The following is a 15,818-nucleotide window of genomic DNA, read 5'->3' on the forward strand; positions in this document are numbered from 1 at the left end:
GCGGCGCGCACGCCGGTGCCCGAGAGCAGGTCATCGGGCAGGGAGTAGCCGAAGAAGCCTTCGAACATGGCCAGGATCAGCAGCAGCGAGCCGATGACCCAGTTGGCTTCGCGGGGGCGGCGGAAGGCGCCGGTGAAGAAGATGCGGGCCAGGTGGACCATGATCGAGGCGGCGAACAGCAGGGCGGCCCAGTGGTGGACCTGGCGGACGAACAGTCCGCCGCGGACTTCGAAGGAGATGTCCAGGGCGGTTTCGTAGGCCCGTGACATTTGCACGCCGTTGAGGGGTTGGTAGACCCCGTGGTAGACGACTTCGGACATCGAGGGGTCGAAGAACAGGGTCAAGTAGACCCCGGTCAGCAGCAGGACCACGAAGCTGTAGAGGGCGATCTCACCCAGCAGGAACGACCAATGCGTCGGGAACACCTTGTTGAGCTGACGACGCACCGCCGCCGAGGGGTGATACCGCGAATCGATCGCATCACCCTGATGGGCAGCTAGGTCGGCCAATCGTGGACTCATGATGACGGACTCATCGTGCATGGGCTCCTTCGCGCGCGAGCGGGGGCTATCACCAGCATGCGCTGAAAAGGGCCCTACTCTGCGCTGCCGAGCAATCGTCATGGCTCGGTAATGACTATTACGGATGCGACCGACGCAGGATGGACACCGTGAGTCGCGATGACCTCTGAGGACGCGGAAGTCCTGGTGATCGGTGCCGGGCTGGCGGCCGCCGCGTCGCCGAGGCCGTCATGGCGTCCTAGGTGCACCATGGAGCCGTGACGCCCCCACTCGACGAACTGCTGGACGGTTTGCACGTCGTTGCCCTGCCCATGCGAGTTCGCTTCCGCGGCATCGACGTTCGCGAGGTCGCGCTGATCGAGGGGCCCGCGGGTTGGGGCGAGTTCGGGGCCTTCACCGAGTACGGGCCCGACGAGGCCGCCCACTGGCTGGCGTCGGCCGTCGAGGCGGCCTACCTCGCACCACCGCCGCCGCTGCGGCAGTGGATTCCCATCAACGCCACGGTTCCCGCGGTCCCGGCGGAGCGGGTGCCCGAGGTGCTCGCCCGCTTCCCCGGCGCGGGCACGGCCAAGGTCAAGGTGGCCGAGCCGGGGCAGTCCCTGGCCGACGACCTCGCCAGGGTCGACGCGGTGCGCGAGCACGTGGCCCGGGTCCGCGTCGACGCCAACGGCGGCTGGACCATCGCCGAGGCGGTGGCGGCCTGTGCGGCGCTGACCGCCGGTGGACCGCTGGAGTACGTCGAGCAGCCGTGTGCGACCGTCGCCGAACTCGCGGAGCTGAGGCGCCTGGTCGCGGTGCCGGTCGCGGCCGACGAGAGCATCCGCAAGGCCGACGATCCGCTGCTCGTGGTCCGGTCCAACGCGGCCGACGTGGCGGTCGTCAAGGTCGCACCGCTGGGCGGGGTGGCGCGGCTGTTGGGCATCGCCGACCAGATCGACGTGCCGATCGTGGTGTCCAGTGCGCTTGACTCGGCGGTGGGCATGGCGCGGGGGCTGCTGGCCGCGGCCTGCCTGCCCCAGTTGCCGTACGCGTGCGGGCTCGGCACGGGAGGGCTGTTCGTCGATGACGTCGTCGAACCCGTCGCGCCGGTCGACGGCCGGTTGCCGGTCGGTCCCGTCGGCCCGGACCCTGGCCGGCTGGCCGCCCTGGCCGCCGCACCGGATCGGCGGCAGTGGTGGATCGACCGGGTCAGGGCCTGCCATCCGTTGATCGGGTAGCCGAGCGGCGCCGAAGAGCCCATGGCCTAATCCGTGGGATGCATGGCGTAGACGTCAGACGGGTCGTCGCCAACACTGTGGGAGTGAAGCGCTGCGTGGTCGTCGTCGGGTTCGACGGGGTGCAGGCCCTCGACCTGGTGGGGCCCTTCGACGTGTTCACCGGAGCCACCGTGGCGCTCGCCGCGGCCGGGCGTGCCGACGATGGCTACGACGTGTCGGTGGCCTCCGTCGGCGGCCGACCCATCAGCACCGGAACGGGTCTGGACCTGGTCGCCGAGCCGCTGCCCGATCCGGACGGCCCGTACGACACCGTGGTCCTGCCCGGCGGTTTCGGCAGCACGGCGGCCCGCGACGATGCGGTCCTGATCGACTGGATCCGGGACGTGGCGCCGCATGCGCGGCGGGTGGTGAGCGTCTGCAGCGGCGCGGTGCTCGCCGCCGAGGCGGGCCTGCTCGACGGGTGCGCCGCCACCACGCACTGGGCGTTCGCCGCACGATTGGCCGCCGAGTACCCGGCCGTCGCCGTCGACCCCGAACCCATCTTCGTGCGCAGCTCGGAGAAGGTGTGGACGGCAGCGGGGGTGACCTCGGGCATCGATCTGGCACTCTCGCTCGTCGAGGACGACTACGGCACCGACGTCGCGCAGACCGTCGCCCGCTACCTGGTGCTCTACCTGCGCCGGCCGGGCGGGCAGACGCAGTTCGCCGCACCGGTGTGGATGCCGCGGGCCAAGCGTGCCCCGATCCGGGAGGTGCAGGAGACCATCGAAGCCGAACCTGCAGGCGCGCATGGCATCTCGGAGCTCGCCCGCCGCGCGTCGATGAGCCCGCGCCACTTCACCAGGGTGTTCACCGACGAGGTCGGTGAGTCGCCGGGCGCCTACGTGGAGCGGGTGCGCACCGAAGCCGCGCGCCGCCAGCTCACCGAGACCGACGACACCGTCACGGTGATCGCCGGCCGGTGTGGCTTCGGTACCGCAGAAACCATGCGGCGCAACTTCGTTCGACGCCTGGGCGTCTCGCCCGATCAGTACCGCAAGACCTTCGGCTAGAGGAGTGGACATGCAGATCGCCATCGTGCTGTACCCCGGCTTCACCGCCCTGGACTTCATCGGGCCGTACGAGGTGTTGCGCTGGTTGCCCGACGCGGAGGTGAGGTTCCTCTGGCATCAGCCGGGACCCATCGTCGCGGACTCGGCCGTTCTGGTCGTCGGCGCGACGCACTCGTTCGACGAAACTCCTTCGCCCGACGTCATCCTCGTGCCGGGCGGGTTCACGACGATGGAACACGCCCGCGACGAGAAGGTGCTCGAGTGGGTGCGCCGGGCCCACCGCACCGCGACGTGGACGGCGTCGGTGTGCTCGGGCTCGGTGATCCTGGCCGCCGCCGGACTGCTGGCGGGCAAGCGGGCGACGTCGCACTGGGCCGCGGTGCCGATGTTGAAGGCGTTCGGGGTGGAGCCGGTGGGCGACGAACGGATCGTCCATCAAGGTGATCTCGTGACCTGCGCGGGGGTGTCGGCGGGCATCGACCTCGGGCTGTGGCTGGCGGCCCGCATCGGCGGGGAGGACCGGGCGAAGGCCATCCAGCTGTCGATGGAGTACGACCCGCAGCCGCCGTTCGACTCCGGCCACCTGTCGAAGGCGTCGGCGACCACCAAGGCCGCGGCCGTCGCCCTGATGGGCCGGGATCTGATGAAACCCGTCCAGCTGAAGGCGACCACGTTGCTGCTGTGGGATCAGGCCATCCGCGCCGCCCGCGGACGCAGACGCGCGGCCTCGGCCCGCCCGTAGCGCGTCATCGCCGGCCCGGTCGGGGAGTCGCGCCTGACGCCCACCGTGCCAAGTAGGGTCGACCAAGTGAATTTGGCGTACGACGACCGCGGCTCTGGTGAGCCCGTCCTGTTCATTGCCGGCCGCGGCGGAGCGGGCCGGACGTGGCACCTGCATCAGGTTCCGGCGTTTCAGCGGGCCGGCTACCGCGTCATCACGTTCGACAACCGTGGCGTGGGTGCCACCGAGAACGCCCAGGGCTTCACCACCGAGCAGGTGGTGTTCGACACCGCCCGGCTGATCGAGAAGCTCGACGCCGGGCCGGTGCGCGTGGTGTCGGTGTCGATGGGGTCGTTCATTGCCCAGGAGCTGATGCTGGCCAGGCCGGATCTGGTCTCCGCTGCGGTGCTGATGGCGACCAGGGGCCGTGAGGACCGCACTCGGGAATTCTTCAACGCCGCCGAGTACGAGTTCTTGCAGATGGGCATCGAGTTGCCGCCGAAGTACGACGCGAAGGCGCGGCTGCTCGAGAGCTTCTCGCCCAAGACGCTGAACGACGAGAACGCGGTCCGCGACTGGATCGACATGTTCACCATGTGGCCGAGCAAACCCACCCCGGGGTTCCGTAGCCAGCTGCGGATCCGGCCGGAGGGCAACCGATTGCCGGCTTACCAGAACATTACGGCGCCCGTCCTGGTGATCGGTTTCGCCGATGACGTCGTGCTGCCGCCGCACCTGGGCCGAGAGGTCGCCGACGCCCTCCCCAACGGTCGCTACCTGCAGATACCCGACGCGGGCCACCTCGGTTTCATCGAGCGCCCCGACGTCGTGAACGCCGCGATCCTCGAATTCTTCGGCGCGGGGGTATGACAGGCTGTACGGGTGAACCCGTCGACGATCCAAGCGCGCGTCGTCGTCGATGAACTGATCCGCGGCGGCGTCCGCGACGTCGTGCTGTGCCCCGGTTCGCGCAATGCGCCGCTGGCGTTCGCCCTGCACGACGCGGATCGGGCCGGCCGGCTGCGGCTGCACGTCCGCATCGACGAACGCACCGCCGGTTACCTCGCGATCGGCCTGGCATTCGACTCGGACACCGGTGCTGGGTCGCCCGTCTGCGTCGCCATGACCTCCGGCACCGCGGTGGCCAATCTCGGGCCCGCGGTCGTCGAGGCCAACTACGCGCGCGTCCCGCTCGTCGTACTCAGCGCCAACCGGCCCTATGACCTGCTCGGCACGGGTGCCAACCAGACCATGGAGCAACTGGGGTACTTCGGCACCCAGGTCCGGGCCACCATCAGCCTCGGGCTCGCCGAAGGCGCCCCGGAGAAGATGGACGCGCTCAACGCGCAGTGGCGCTCGGCGACGTGCCGGGTGCTGGTGGCGGCCACCGGGGCCCGCAGCGCCAACGCAGGACCGGTGCAGTTCGACATCCCGCTGCGCGAACCGTTGATCCCGGACGCCGACGAGTCGGGGCCCTACGCCCCTGAGGGCAGGCCCGGCGGGCGGCCGTGGACCTACACGCCGCCGGTGACGTTCGACGAGCCGCTGGAGATCGACGTCACGCCGGACACGGTGGTGATCGCCGGGCACGGTGCCGGCGCGCACCCCAACCTGGCCGGTCTGCCCACGGTCGCCGAGCCGACCGCGCCCGCCGCGGCGAACCCCCTGCATCCGCTGGCGCTGCCGTCGCTGCACCCCAAGCAGGTCATCATGCTGGGTCGGCCGACGCTGCATCGCCCGGTCTCGCGCCTGCTTGCCGACCCATCGCTTCCGGTCTTCGCGCTCACCACCGGCCCGCGCTGGCCCGACGTGTCCGGCAACTCGCAGGCCACCGGTACCCGGGCGCTCACCACGGGCACGCCCGACGCGGGTTGGCTGCGCCGCTGCGCGGCGGCCAATGCCCGCGCCGTGCAGACGGTCCGCGAGCAGCTGCGGATCCACCCGCTGACCACCGGCCTGCACGTCGCGGCCGCCGTCGCCGATGCGCTGCGGCCGGGCGATCAGCTGGTGCTCGGTGCCTCCAACCCGGTCCGCGACGCCGCGCTGGTCGGGCTCGACGCCAAGGGCATCCGGGTGCGTTCCAATCGCGGCGTGGCGGGTATCGACGGGACGGTGTCGACGGCCATCGGGGCGGCGTTGGCGCACGAGCGTTCCGGTAATGATGGCGTGCCGCGCACGGTCGCGCTGATTGGTGATCTGACCTTCGTCCACGACAGCTCGGGTCTGTTGATCGGGCCCACCGAGCCGGTGCCCAAGAGCCTGTCCATCGTGGTGTCCAACGACAACGGCGGCGGCATCTTCGAATTGCTCGAGCAGGGCGATCCCCGATTCACCGACGTCTCCTCACGCGTGTTCGGCACCCCGCACGACGTCGACGTCGGCGCGCTGTGCCGCGCCTACCACGTCGACTGTCGCCAAGTGGAGCTCGACGATCTCGGCGACGCGCTCGGCGAATCCTTCGAGGGCATGCGCGTTCTGGAGGTGAAGGCCGACCGCTCGTCGCTGAGGGCGCTGCACGCATCGATCAGGGCGGCCTTGTGAGGACCCCGTGAAGGCGGTGCCAGCCGCGGCGCTGCACCGGTTGAAGGCGTTGTGGCAGAGCCTGATTCCGCATCTGTATGGCGAGCCCGGGGAGACGCGCCCGCAGCGCATCATCCGGCGGGTGCGCATCGGCGTGGTGATCGCCGCCTGCCTGGTGACGCTGCAGTCGGTCCTGCTGGTACTCGGCGCCTGGCGTGACGACCAGCAGATCGAAGCCGACATGGGCGTGGCGGCCGCGGAGGTGCTCGACGCCGGACCCCGTCGCTCGACCATCGAGTTCGTGACTCCCGACCGCGTCACCTACCGACCGGAGCTGGGTGTGCTGTACCCGTCGGAGCTCGACACCGGCATGCGGATCTACGTCGAATATGACAGGGCCAATCCGGATTTGGTGCGGGTGCAGCATCGCAACGCGTCATTGTCGATCATCCCCGCCGCGTCGATCGCGGTGCTGGGCTGGCTGGCTGCCGCCGCGATCCTCGGCGGGTTGGCGCTACTGCAGCGCCGGCTGGATCGTCAGGACGCCATCACCTTGGCCAGCCAGTCGTTGTCGTAGACGTCGAGTTTCTGGCCCGTGTTGAGGTCGAGCACCGTTGGCGTTCCGGTCTCCAATGGGTCCACCTCGTAGAGGTATTCGAAGTTCGACGACTCCATGTCCGCCAGATCCTTGGCGGTCTTGGCGTTGGCGCCCGTCTCGATCGCCTTGACCTGGAAGTCGGGAACGTGGGCTTGGCGGGCCAGGTCGGCGAGTTCGCCGTCCGACGGTCCGGGGCCGCCGCGTTCCTGATGCGCCCACAGCAGTTCGACGAAGTGCTGGAACTGGCGCGCGGTGGTGACACTCGTGTTGGGCGCCAGCCCGCCCGGCGTCGCGGCGACGAACATCGCGTTGGCGACCCGTGCCGAATGCCCGTTGGTGGCGGGGCCGTCCAGGAACGTCATCGGCCGGTAGGTGATCGCCAGCTGCCCGGTGCCCAGGTAGTAGGCGAACTGGTCGCCGAAGTCCTTCTGCAGGTCCGCGCAATGACTGCACTGAGGTTCGGTGAAGAGCTCGAGCTGGATCGGCGCGTCGGCCAGGCCGGCCCGGATGCCAAACTCGTCGTCGGTGATCGCGACGAGCGGGGGAGCGAGGTCACCGCGTGGCGTGCCGGCGAGGTTGCGGCTGCACCCGACCAGTGCGACGAGCAACGCCAGCGCGACGGCGATGCGGACAGGCGTGCTGCGCATTCTCGGCCCCGATCGTGGTGTTCCGACCAAGACCCCAGTATGCCGGGAACGTCGCGTCCGCGGTTGCGAGGCTTTGCGTGTCGTACTCCCTGACGCAACCTCTTGGACAGACGGCGGTGCCACGCTTCGGTGGTGCGCGTTGCGATCGTCGCAGAGTCCTTCCTGCCGAATGTCAACGGAGTCACCAACTCGGTGCTTCGGGTGATCGAGCATCTCCGTCGCACGGGTCACGAGGTCCTGGTGGTCGCACCGGACACGCCCCGCGGGGAGGCGCCCGCCGAGCGCGTGCACGACGGGGTCCGCGTGCACCGGGTGCCGTCGAAGATGTTCCCCAAGGTCACCTCGTTGCCGCTGGGTGTGCCGCGGCCGCGGATGGTCGGCGTGCTGCGCGGTTTCGACCCGGACATCGTGCACCTGGCATCGCCCGCACTGCTCGGCTACGGCGGTCTGCTGGCCGCCCGCCACATCGGGGTGCCGACGGTCGCGGTGTTCCAGACCGACGTGGCGGGGTTCGCGCAGAGCTACGGCGTCGGCGTGATGTCACGGGCGGCGTGGGCATGGACGCGGCATCTGCACGGCAAGGCCGACCGCACCCTGGCCCCGTCGACGTCGGCGATGGAAGACCTGATGGCACACCGGATTCCGCGAGTGCACCAGTGGGGCCGCGGCGTCGACGTGACGGGTTACGTCCCGTCTGCGCGTGATCAGGCGCTGCGCGAGCGCTGGTCTCCGGAGGGCCGGCCCGTGGTGGGCTTCGTCGGCAGGCTGGCCCCCGAGAAGCACGTCGAACGGCTGGCCGTCCTGGCGCGCCGCCGCGATCTGCAGGTGGTCGTCGTCGGTGACGGCGTGGACCGCCAGAAGCTAGAGCGGTTGATGCCGTCGGCGGTCTTCACCGGCGCGCTGTACGGGCCGGAATTGGCGACAGCGTACGCCAGCCTGGACGTATTCGTGCACACCGGTGAGCACGAGACGTTCTGCCAGACCGTGCAGGAGGCCAAGGCCTCGGGTGTTCCGGTGATCGCCCCGAACGCCGGCGGCCCGAGGGACCTGATCGCGCCGATGCAGACCGGAATGTTGTTGGACGTCAACGACTTCGAAGCCAAGCTGCCGGGGGCCGTCGATCACTTGCTTACGGAACGAACGCGCTATTCGCTGGCCGCCAGGCGCAGTGTTCTCAACCGCACCTGGCCGGCCGTCTGCGAGCAGCTGCTCGGCCACTACGACGCCGTGCTGGGCCGCCGCGGCGTCAAGGCCGCCTGACGCGCTCAGCCCTGGGCGAGTACGGCGACGGGCTGCCATTCCTCCCACGTCTTGAGCCGACTCTCGTAGTCCGCCTTGGCAATCTGCAGCGGGGCCTCCCCGAAGAACACTCGCAGCGGTGGGGTTTCGGCATCCACCACCTTCAGGATCGCCGCGGCCGAGGCCTTCGGATCGCCCTGCTTGGAGACCCGCTGTTCGCGGACCCGCTGTGCCTCGGCGTGCGCCTCCGCGTAGGCGGGAAGTTCGTCGGCCTTCTTCGACGACGAGCCGCCCCAGTCGGTCGAGAAGCCGCCCGGCTCGATCAGCGTGACGTGGATGCCGAATGACGAGACTTCCGTCGCCAGCGCCTGCGAGAAGCCCTCGAGTGCCCACTTCGATGCGTGGTAGATGCCGACGTTCGCGAACGCGCTGATGCCGCCGATCGATGACACCTGAATGATGTGCCCGCTGCGCTGTTCGCGCAGGAACGGCAACGCGGCCTGGGTGATCCACAGTGCGCCGAACACATTGGTCTCGATCTGGTCCCTGGCCTCCTTCTCGGAGAGCTCCTCGACGAAGCCGAACTGGCCGTAACCGGCGTTGTTGACCACGACGTCGAGGCGGCCGAAGTGATCGTGGGCCTGCTCGACCGCGGCGAAGTCGGCCTCGCGGTCGGTGACGTCGAGCTGGATCGGCAACAGCGCGTCGCCGTACTTGGCGGCCAGGTCGTTCAGCGTCGCGGTGTCACGGGCCGTCGCGGCCACCTTGTCGCCGCGCTCCAGCGCCGCGATCGTCCACTCCCGCCCGAACCCGCGCGACGTGCCGGTGATGAACCACACCTTCTGTGCCATGTCAGTCTCCTCGTGGTCGTTGCTGCCCCGTTGCAACACTGACGAGGTTCAGCCATTCCCGGAAGGGACGTGTTCACAGGTAGCTTTGATGACGTGAGCCGTGCGACGTTGGAGAAGAACCCCCGCGAGGTCGCGTCGATGTTCGACGGCGTCGCCCGTCGCTACGACATCACCAACACCGTGCTCTCCCTGGGGCAGGACCGGTACTGGCGGCGCGCGACGCGGGCGGCCCTACGGATCGGCCCCGGCGACGCCGTGCTGGATCTGGCGGCAGGCACCGCGGTGTCCACCGTCGAGCTCGCGCAGTCGGGCGCGTGGTGCGTGGCGGCGGACTTCTCGGTCGGCATGCTGGCCGCTGGCGCAGCCCGCGACGTACCGAAGGTCGCCGGTGACGCGACGCGTCTGCCGTTCGCCGACGAGTCCTTCGACGCGGTGACCATCAGCTTCGGCATTCGCAACGTCGTCGACCATGCGGCGGGGCTGCGGGAGATGGCGCGGGTGACCCGGCCCGGCGGCCGGCTGGTGGTGTGCGAGTTCTCCACGCCGACGAACGGCCTGTTCGGAACGGTCTACAAGGAATACCTGATGAAGGCGCTCCCGTCGGTGGCCCGCGCCGTCTCGAGCAACCCGGACGCCTACGTGTACCTCGCCGAGTCCATCCGCGCCTGGCCCGACCAGGCCGAGCTGGCCCGCCGCATCGCCGATGCGGGCTGGGGCGCGGTGCGGTGGCGCAACCTCACCGGCGGCATCGTCGCGCTGCATGCCGCCACCAAGCCGTAGCGGCTCAGAACCTACTGGGTGATCCGCGCGTCCACGTCGAGGCTCATCCGGTCGGGTTGGGCGCCGGCCCGTGCGCACGCCGTCTGCACCAGCTCGGGCGAGTTGGCCGCGAAGACGGCGTAGAGGACTTCGTCGCTCGGGACGGCGAGCGTCATCAGCAACCGGACGGGAGTGCCCTCGGCGCACATGCCGGCGGTCGCCAGGTCGAGGCGGGCCACCACGGTGTCGATCACCTGCGGCTCCAAGCTCGGCCGGTACCACTCGACCAGGTAGCGGGCGGTGGCCTCGGCGGCGCTCATCATCACGAGGGTATGCGCCGGCCGCCGCTGCCGAATCGGGTGAAACCCTACGATCGACCCGACGCCAGCCTGGCGGCGAGCTGGGCCCGGGACCGAATGCCCAGCTTGCGATAGATCTGGGTGAGATTCGCCTCGACCGTCTTGAGGCTGACGAAGAGGGTCGCCGCCACCTCGCGATTGGTCATGCCGGCCGTGGCCAACTCCGCGATGCGCTGCTCGGTGGCAGTCAGGACGGTCTTCTGCGCCGTGCCCGCATTGGTGCGGTTCAGTTCCTGGCGGGCACGTTCGGCCCACAGCGCCGCGCCCATCCGTTCGAATTCGCGCAGCGCTTCGGTCAGCGTCTCCGCTGCGGCCGGCTTCGCGCGTTGGCGGCGCTGGAGCTGGCCGAGCAAGACCAGGGTGCGCGCGCGTTCGAACGGCATGGGCACCCTGTCGAGTTCGGCCACCGCCGCGGTGACGGCGCTCATCGCGGCGTCGAGGTCACCCCGGGCGGCCCACCACATGGCTCGGCATCGGGCTCCGGTAGCCAGCAGCCAGGCCCGATCGAGGCGTTGGCCGTCGGTCTCCAGCTTCTCGATGAGCGGGTTGGCGGCGTCGGCCTGGCCGACGGTGATCATCGCCTCGACGGCATCGGGGATGTGCTCGAGGCTGCGGATCTCGGAGCCGGGCAGGTACCCGAAGGCGTCGATGAGTGGTTGCAGAGCGGTCAGCGCGTCGGCGTACCGGCCCATCGACACCTCGAGGAAGCCGAGGATCGTCCTGGCTCTGATGGCGAGCTGGGGAGTGTTGCAGTCCTGGGCGATCTGCAGTGCGGCCCCGGCATCACGGCGGGCGTCCTCGTGACGGCCCATGTGTGCCGACACCATCGCCCGGATCGCCACCGCGACGCCCCGAAGGTGTTGGGTGTCGATGTGTTCGGCCCGTTCCACGGCCTCCTCGGCGACGGCCATGGCCGCGGCGAAGTCACCCCGCCACACATCGGCCATCGCCATGTGCGCGGCCACCGTCATGACGTCGCTCTCGGCTCCTCGGTCCAGGCACAGCTGGCGGACCGCAATGGATTCGCGCCGAGCCTCCTCGAGCTGCCCGGTGAACGCGTGAGTGATGGCCCGGACCGCACAGGCGCGAAACTGGATCGGGCAGTCGGCGTCGAGATCCTCGAGCTCCAGGGCGCGCTGCAGGCTCTCCTCGTCGACCCCGTCACCGCGGATGCACTTCGCCAGGACGGCGATGGCCAGGGCCTGGCTGGTCTGCACAAGCAGGGCGAGTGCGCGAGCGCGCGTCAACGCCTCCTCGGCCTGGCGCACCGAGTCGTCCAGTCCGCCCGTGTAGAGATAGGCGAACGACGACAGCAACAGGCCCCACACCGTCGGGGCGTGGTCCCCGTCGCCGTCGCGCACCGCACGGTCGAGCAGCTCGATGGCTTCGGTCAGGCTGTCGTCGTAGATCTGCATGGCACCGAGCACGTTGAGCCCGTTCGCCAGCAGCGGCCCAGGCGGCAACTCCTCGACGGTGGGCTCCAACAGCCGGCGGGCGCGTTCGAAGGCGCCGGCTCGAAAGTGGTGCTCCGCGCACCGGATTCGGCGGGCCGGGGTGTCCCCGCCGAGACCGATCGCCAGGTCCAACAGCTCCGCCGCGGCGGCGGGCGCCCCCCGCGCCCTGGCGGCTTCGGCGGCGGTGTCGAGGGCCAGCAGGGTCGCGGGATCGGCGCTCGAAGACGCGAGCGCGAGGTGGCGGGCCCGCAGCTCCGGTTGCTCCACCACCTCGGCCAGGGTGCGGTGCATCTGCCGGCGCCGAGCGGGCTCGACGAGGCTGTACACGCCGCGCGCCAGCAGCGGGTGGGTGAAGCGGACGCGGTTTCCGGTGATCTGCACGATGCCGTCGGTCTCGGGCGGTTCGAGGAGCTCGACCACCCGTTCGGGCGCGGTCTCGGTGACGCGGGCCAGCAGGTCGACCGTGGTCGTGCCGAGACTCGCGGCGGCGAGCAGGGTCGTCTGGGTGTCCTCGCTGAACTGGTCGAGGCGTGAACGCACCAGGTCGGCCAGCGACCCCGGCAGTGTGACGTCGGCGATGCTCGATTGGCCGTCGATCGCCCGCGCCAGTTCGAGCGCGTAGAAGGGGTTGCCGCCGGAGAGCTCGGCGATCCGCACGATCGTCGGCCGCGAGAACGACCGACCCAGTCTGCTGGCGATCGCCTTGCGCAACCCGCCCAAGCTGAGCGGCGAAACCCGGATCCGTTCGGTCCCGTCGAGCCGGTTCAGCTTGAGCCACTCGGCGCCGGGCCTGCCGTCGTCCTCGGTGCGCTCGGTGACGAGGACGCCGACCCGTCCCTTCAGCCGGCGGGCGGCGAAGGCCACCACGGCCTGGCTCGAGGAGTCCAGCCATTGCACGTCGTCGATCGCGATGATCACCGGCACGTCGGTCGCGAGCCGGTCGACGAGGGTCAGGAAGGCCGACGCGACGACCCGCTCGTCGGTCACCGGGCCCGTCCCGTCACCCTGGAGCAGGACCCTGTCGATCGCCACGCGCTGCAGGTGGGGCAGGGTAGCGGTGACCTCGGCGTCCACCCCGTCGAGCAGGTCGCCGAGCACCGCATAGGTCAGCCCGGACTCGGCCTGGCCGGCGCGCGCCGAGAGCACGCGATAGCCGCGCTCGCGCGCCTGCTCCAGCGCCTCCAGCCACAGGGTGGTCTTGCCGATCCCCGCTTCACCCTCGATGACGAGAGCCGACGGATCGACGGCGGTGGCGTCGATGAACGCCGCCACGGCGCGCGACTCCGGTGATCGGCCCGTCCCCGTCTGCAGCATCCCCGGTCCCCCTACGGCCCCATTTTTGGCCGTCGATGTTCCCCACGTCGTACGCAGGCAAACATGTTTCCCGCGTAACTGCCTGCGCGACGCGACCTCACGTTTGCCAGCGCGCAACGAATACCGCAGTCTAAGGTCAGCCGGGGGGTGTGGGACAGGAAATACCGGGTCTGCCTGCCCGGGACGGGTGCCGAGGCCACCGCGGGCCAGTCAGCGTCAGCCGAAGGGGGTGCGCTCGTCGAGCCGTCGCGACCCCGCCCCGGCGAACCGCCACGCTCTGGCCACCCAGTCGGCGTCCTCGTCGGTGACGAGATTGCCCATCATGCGCACCGCGACCTCCATCAGGAAGTGCGAGCGCATGGCGATGGGACCGACCGCCGGCAGGAAGCGCGGCATGGTCAGGAGCAGCGCCAACCGCCGGGCCACCGAGAATCCCTGGGCGTAGTGCGTGCGCAGCTCGGCGGGCCAGGCCTGGGAGAGGTCCGCGACACCGGCCTCGAGCAATTCGGCCGCCAGTCGCCCCGTCTCGAGCCCGTAGTCGATGCCCTCCCCGTTGAGCGGGTTCACACAGGCCGCGGCATCGCCGATCAACATCCAGTTGGGTCCCGCGACACCGGACACCGCACCGCCCATCGGCAGCAGCGCCGACAATGCGGCCCTTGGTTCGCCGTCGAAGCCCCACTCCTCGCGCCGCTGCGCCGTGTAGTGCGACAGCAGTGGCCGCAGCGCAGTCTCGGCAGGGCGCTTGGCCGTGGCGAGCGCGCCGACTCCGATGTTCACCTCGCCGTTGCCGAGCGGGAAGATCCACCCGTAACCGGGCAGCACCTCACCGGCCGGTGAGCGAAGTTCCAGGTGCGAGCTGATCCACGGTTCCGCAGAACGCGGGCTGGTGAGGTAACCGCGGATCGCCACCCCGTAGACGGTCTCCCGGTGCCACTCGCGGCCAAGGACGCGCCCGAAGGTCGAGCGCGCACCGTCGGCGACGACGAGGTGCTCGCACCGCACGACGGCACCGTCGCCGAGCGTCACCGACGTCACGCGTCCTCGTGAATCCCGGTTTGCATCAACGGCTTTGGACCCCAGGAGCATCTCGGCGCCGGCGTCGACGGCGACGGATCTGATTCGGTCGTCGAGTTCGGTGCGCGGCACCGCGCTACCGGTCGACGGGAAGGATGGACCCGGCCACTCGATCTCGACGTCCGCCCCGAAGCCCGACATCCGCAGTCCGCGGTTGACGACCTTGTCGGCCAGCCACGGTCCCAGGCCCAGCAACCGGAGTTCGGCCACGGCGCGGGGCGTGAGGCCGTCACCGCAGGCCTTGTCCCGCGGGAACTGCTGGCCGTCGATCACCAGTACCTCGCGGCCGCTGCGCGCAGCCCACGCGGCGGCCGCGGAACCGGCTGGCCCGGCTCCGACGACCACCACGTCGGCTTTTCGGCCGTCGCGGGTCGCTACGCTGCTGCCCTCCGTTACGCGGTCCACGATGCCCAGTATGTTGGACCAATGAAGACACCGGCGACCGTGGTCGCGGGCGTGGATTTCGGTGACGCCACCTTCGCGGCGAACGTTCGCGACGCGGTGGCACGCATCGAAGACCTCATGGCCACAGAGTTGGGCAGAGCCGACGAGTTGATGGCCGAGGCGGTCCAGCACCTCTTCCAGGCGGGCGGCAAGCGGTTCCGGCCGTTGTTCACGGTGCTCTCGGCACAGTTGGGGCCCGAGCCCGACGCGTGGCAGGTATCCGTCGCCGGCGCCGTGATCGAGCTGGTGCACCTCGCGACGCTCTATCACGACGACGTGATGGACGAGGCGCAGGTGCGGCGCGGTGCCGACAGTGCCAATGCCCGCTGGGGCAACAACATCGCCATCCTGGCAGGTGACTACCTGTTCGCCACGGCGTCCCGGCTGGTCTCCCAGCTCGGTCCCGACGCGGTGCGCGTCATCGCCGACACGTTCGCACAGCTCGTCACGGGGCAGATGCGCGAGACCCGCGGCGCGGTCGACAACGTCGACTCGGTGGATCACTACCTGAAGGTGGTCTACGAGAAGACGGCCTGCTTGATCGAGGCGTCGGGCACCTTCGGGGCGACCTTTTCCGGCGCGGACGACGAGCAGATCGCCCGGCTCGGCCGCCTCGGCGGCATCGTCGGGATGGCGTTCCAGATCTCCGACGACGTCATCGACATCGACAGCGATCCCGACGAGTCCGGCAAGCTGCCAGGCACCGATCTGCGCGAGGGCGTACACACCCTGCCCGTGCTGTATGCGCTCCGCGAGACCGGGCCGGACGCCGACCGGTTGCGCCAGCTGCTCAAGGGTCCCGTGGAGGACGACGCCGACGTCGCCGAGGCGCTGGCGCTCCTTCGCGCCTCACGCGGCATCGCCGCGGCCAAGGAGACGGTGGCCGGCTACGCCGCGCAGGCCCGCGACGAGCTGGCCAAACTCCCCGATCTGCCGGGCCGGGTCGCGTTGGCCAACCTCGTCGACTACACCGTCAATCGGCACGGCTGAGCGGAACCACGAACGCGGTCCCGCGCGTTGATCCGTAGGACTCCGACGGCACCGG

Annotated in this window: 15 protein-coding genes; 9 read left to right on the plus strand and 6 right to left on the minus strand. The window is 70.1% G+C overall.

Going from position 1 to position 15,818, the window contains the following annotated elements:
- On the minus strand, window positions 1-521 hold a 521-nt coding region (locus tag SBI80_RS00005), incomplete at its 3' end, for a cytochrome b (protein WP_318973621.1).
- A 257-nt stretch (window positions 522-778) separates the two neighbouring features.
- Between SBI80_RS00005 and SBI80_RS00010 the strand changes: the two genes are divergently transcribed.
- The 6 genes from SBI80_RS00010 to SBI80_RS00035 all read left to right on the plus strand — a co-directional run bounded on the left by SBI80_RS00010 (window position 779) and on the right by SBI80_RS00035 (window position 6,608).
- On the plus strand, window positions 779-1,738 hold the full coding sequence (locus SBI80_RS00010) for an o-succinylbenzoate synthase (protein ID WP_318972150.1): 960 nt from the start codon (window positions 779-781) through the stop codon (window positions 1,736-1,738).
- A gap of 38 nt (window positions 1,739-1,776) precedes the next feature.
- Window positions 1,777-2,790 carry a GlxA family transcriptional regulator gene (locus SBI80_RS00015; protein WP_413232603.1) on the plus strand — a complete coding sequence of 338 codons (1,014 nt, stop codon included), beginning with the start codon at window positions 1,777-1,779 and terminating at the stop codon, window positions 2,788-2,790.
- A gap of 10 nt (window positions 2,791-2,800) precedes the next feature.
- A complete protein-coding gene (locus SBI80_RS00020; protein WP_318972154.1) occupies window positions 2,801-3,532 on the plus strand; it encodes a DJ-1/PfpI family protein in 732 nt (243 codons plus the stop codon).
- Between the two features lie 66 nt (window positions 3,533-3,598).
- Window positions 3,599-4,381 carry an alpha/beta fold hydrolase gene (locus SBI80_RS00025; protein ID WP_318972156.1) on the plus strand — a complete coding sequence of 261 codons (783 nt, stop codon included), beginning with the start codon at window positions 3,599-3,601 and terminating at the stop codon, window positions 4,379-4,381.
- Window positions 4,382-4,393: 12 nt separating this feature from the next.
- Window positions 4,394-6,052 (plus strand): 2-succinyl-5-enolpyruvyl-6-hydroxy-3-cyclohexene-1-carboxylic-acid synthase, encoded by a 1,659-nt coding sequence (gene menD, locus SBI80_RS00030; protein ID WP_318972158.1) that lies wholly within the window; start codon window positions 4,394-4,396, stop codon window positions 6,050-6,052.
- Window positions 6,053-6,059: 7 nt separating this feature from the next.
- On the plus strand, window positions 6,060-6,608 hold the full coding sequence (locus tag SBI80_RS00035; RefSeq protein ID WP_318972160.1) for a DUF3592 domain-containing protein: 549 nt from the start codon (window positions 6,060-6,062) through the stop codon (window positions 6,606-6,608).
- Here SBI80_RS00035 and SBI80_RS00040 read toward each other — a convergent pair.
- A complete protein-coding gene (locus SBI80_RS00040) occupies window positions 6,569-7,276 on the minus strand; it encodes a DsbA family protein (protein ID WP_318972162.1) in 708 nt (235 codons plus the stop codon). The genes SBI80_RS00035 and SBI80_RS00040 overlap by 40 nt on opposite strands.
- 132 nt (window positions 7,277-7,408) lie before the next feature.
- Between SBI80_RS00040 and SBI80_RS00045 the strand changes: the two genes are divergently transcribed.
- Window positions 7,409-8,536: a glycosyltransferase family 4 protein gene (locus SBI80_RS00045; protein ID WP_318972165.1), complete on the plus strand. Its 1,128-nt coding sequence runs from the start codon at window positions 7,409-7,411 to the stop codon at window positions 8,534-8,536.
- Between the two features lie 5 nt (window positions 8,537-8,541).
- Here the strand turns inward: SBI80_RS00045 and SBI80_RS00050 are convergent, their stop codons facing one another.
- A complete protein-coding gene (locus SBI80_RS00050; RefSeq protein WP_318972167.1) occupies window positions 8,542-9,366 on the minus strand; it encodes an SDR family oxidoreductase in 825 nt (274 codons plus the stop codon).
- A gap of 93 nt (window positions 9,367-9,459) precedes the next feature.
- On the opposite strand from SBI80_RS00050, the gene SBI80_RS00055 reads away from it, so the two are divergent.
- Window positions 9,460-10,146, plus strand: a complete 687-nt coding sequence (locus SBI80_RS00055; RefSeq protein ID WP_318972169.1) for a demethylmenaquinone methyltransferase — start codon at window positions 9,460-9,462, stop codon at window positions 10,144-10,146.
- Between the two features lie 11 nt (window positions 10,147-10,157).
- On the opposite strand, the gene SBI80_RS00060 is transcribed toward SBI80_RS00055, so the two are convergent.
- The 3 genes from SBI80_RS00060 to menJ form a co-directional block, all read right to left on the minus strand.
- The gene (locus SBI80_RS00060; protein ID WP_318972171.1) at window positions 10,158-10,445 is read right to left on the minus strand and encodes a hypothetical protein; all 288 of its coding nucleotides are present in this window, start codon (window positions 10,443-10,445) and stop codon (window positions 10,158-10,160) included.
- Window positions 10,446-10,492: 47 nt separating this feature from the next.
- Complete coding sequence (locus SBI80_RS00065; RefSeq protein WP_318972173.1) at window positions 10,493-13,252, minus strand: helix-turn-helix transcriptional regulator; 2,760 nt, start codon at window positions 13,250-13,252, stop codon at window positions 10,493-10,495.
- 216 nt (window positions 13,253-13,468) lie between these two features.
- On the minus strand, window positions 13,469-14,677 hold the full coding sequence (gene menJ, locus SBI80_RS00070) for a menaquinone reductase MenJ (protein ID WP_489685597.1): 1,209 nt from the start codon (window positions 14,675-14,677) through the stop codon (window positions 13,469-13,471).
- 78 nt (window positions 14,678-14,755) lie between these two features.
- Here menJ and grcC1 point away from each other — a divergent pair, with 78 nt between their 5' ends.
- Window positions 14,756-15,763, plus strand: coding sequence for a nonaprenyl/(2E,6E)-farnesyl/geranylgeranyl diphosphat synthase (gene grcC1 / locus SBI80_RS00075; protein ID WP_318972177.1), 1,008 nt, complete (start codon window positions 14,756-14,758; stop codon window positions 15,761-15,763).
- Window positions 15,764-15,818: the final 55 nt, after the last annotated feature.

It is taken from the genome of Mycolicibacterium sichuanense (assembly GCF_033741125.1).
GTDB lineage: Bacteria > Actinomycetota > Actinomycetes > Mycobacteriales > Mycobacteriaceae > Mycobacterium.

What these genes read in the sequence shown, in the direction of transcription:
- SBI80_RS00015 (WP_413232603.1), top strand. Translation starts at nt 1,777, where the DNA reads ATGCATGGCGTAGACGTCAGACGGGTCGTCGCCAACACTGTGGGAGTG.
- SBI80_RS00020 (WP_318972154.1), top strand. Translation starts at nt 2,801, where the DNA reads ATGCAGATCGCCATCGTGCTGTACCCCGGCTTCACCGCCCTGGACTTC.
- SBI80_RS00040 (WP_318972162.1), bottom strand. Translation starts at nt 7,276, where the DNA reads ATGCGCAGCACGCCTGTCCGCATCGCCGTCGCGCTGGCGTTGCTCGTC.
- SBI80_RS00050 (WP_318972167.1), bottom strand. Translation starts at nt 9,366, where the DNA reads ATGGCACAGAAGGTGTGGTTCATCACCGGCACGTCGCGCGGGTTCGGG.
- SBI80_RS00060 (WP_318972171.1), bottom strand. Translation starts at nt 10,445, where the DNA reads ATGAGCGCCGCCGAGGCCACCGCCCGCTACCTGGTCGAGTGGTACCGG.
- SBI80_RS00065 (WP_318972173.1), bottom strand. Translation starts at nt 13,252, where the DNA reads ATGCTGCAGACGGGGACGGGCCGATCACCGGAGTCGCGCGCCGTGGCG.
- grcC1 (WP_318972177.1), top strand. Translation starts at nt 14,756, where the DNA reads ATGAAGACACCGGCGACCGTGGTCGCGGGCGTGGATTTCGGTGACGCC.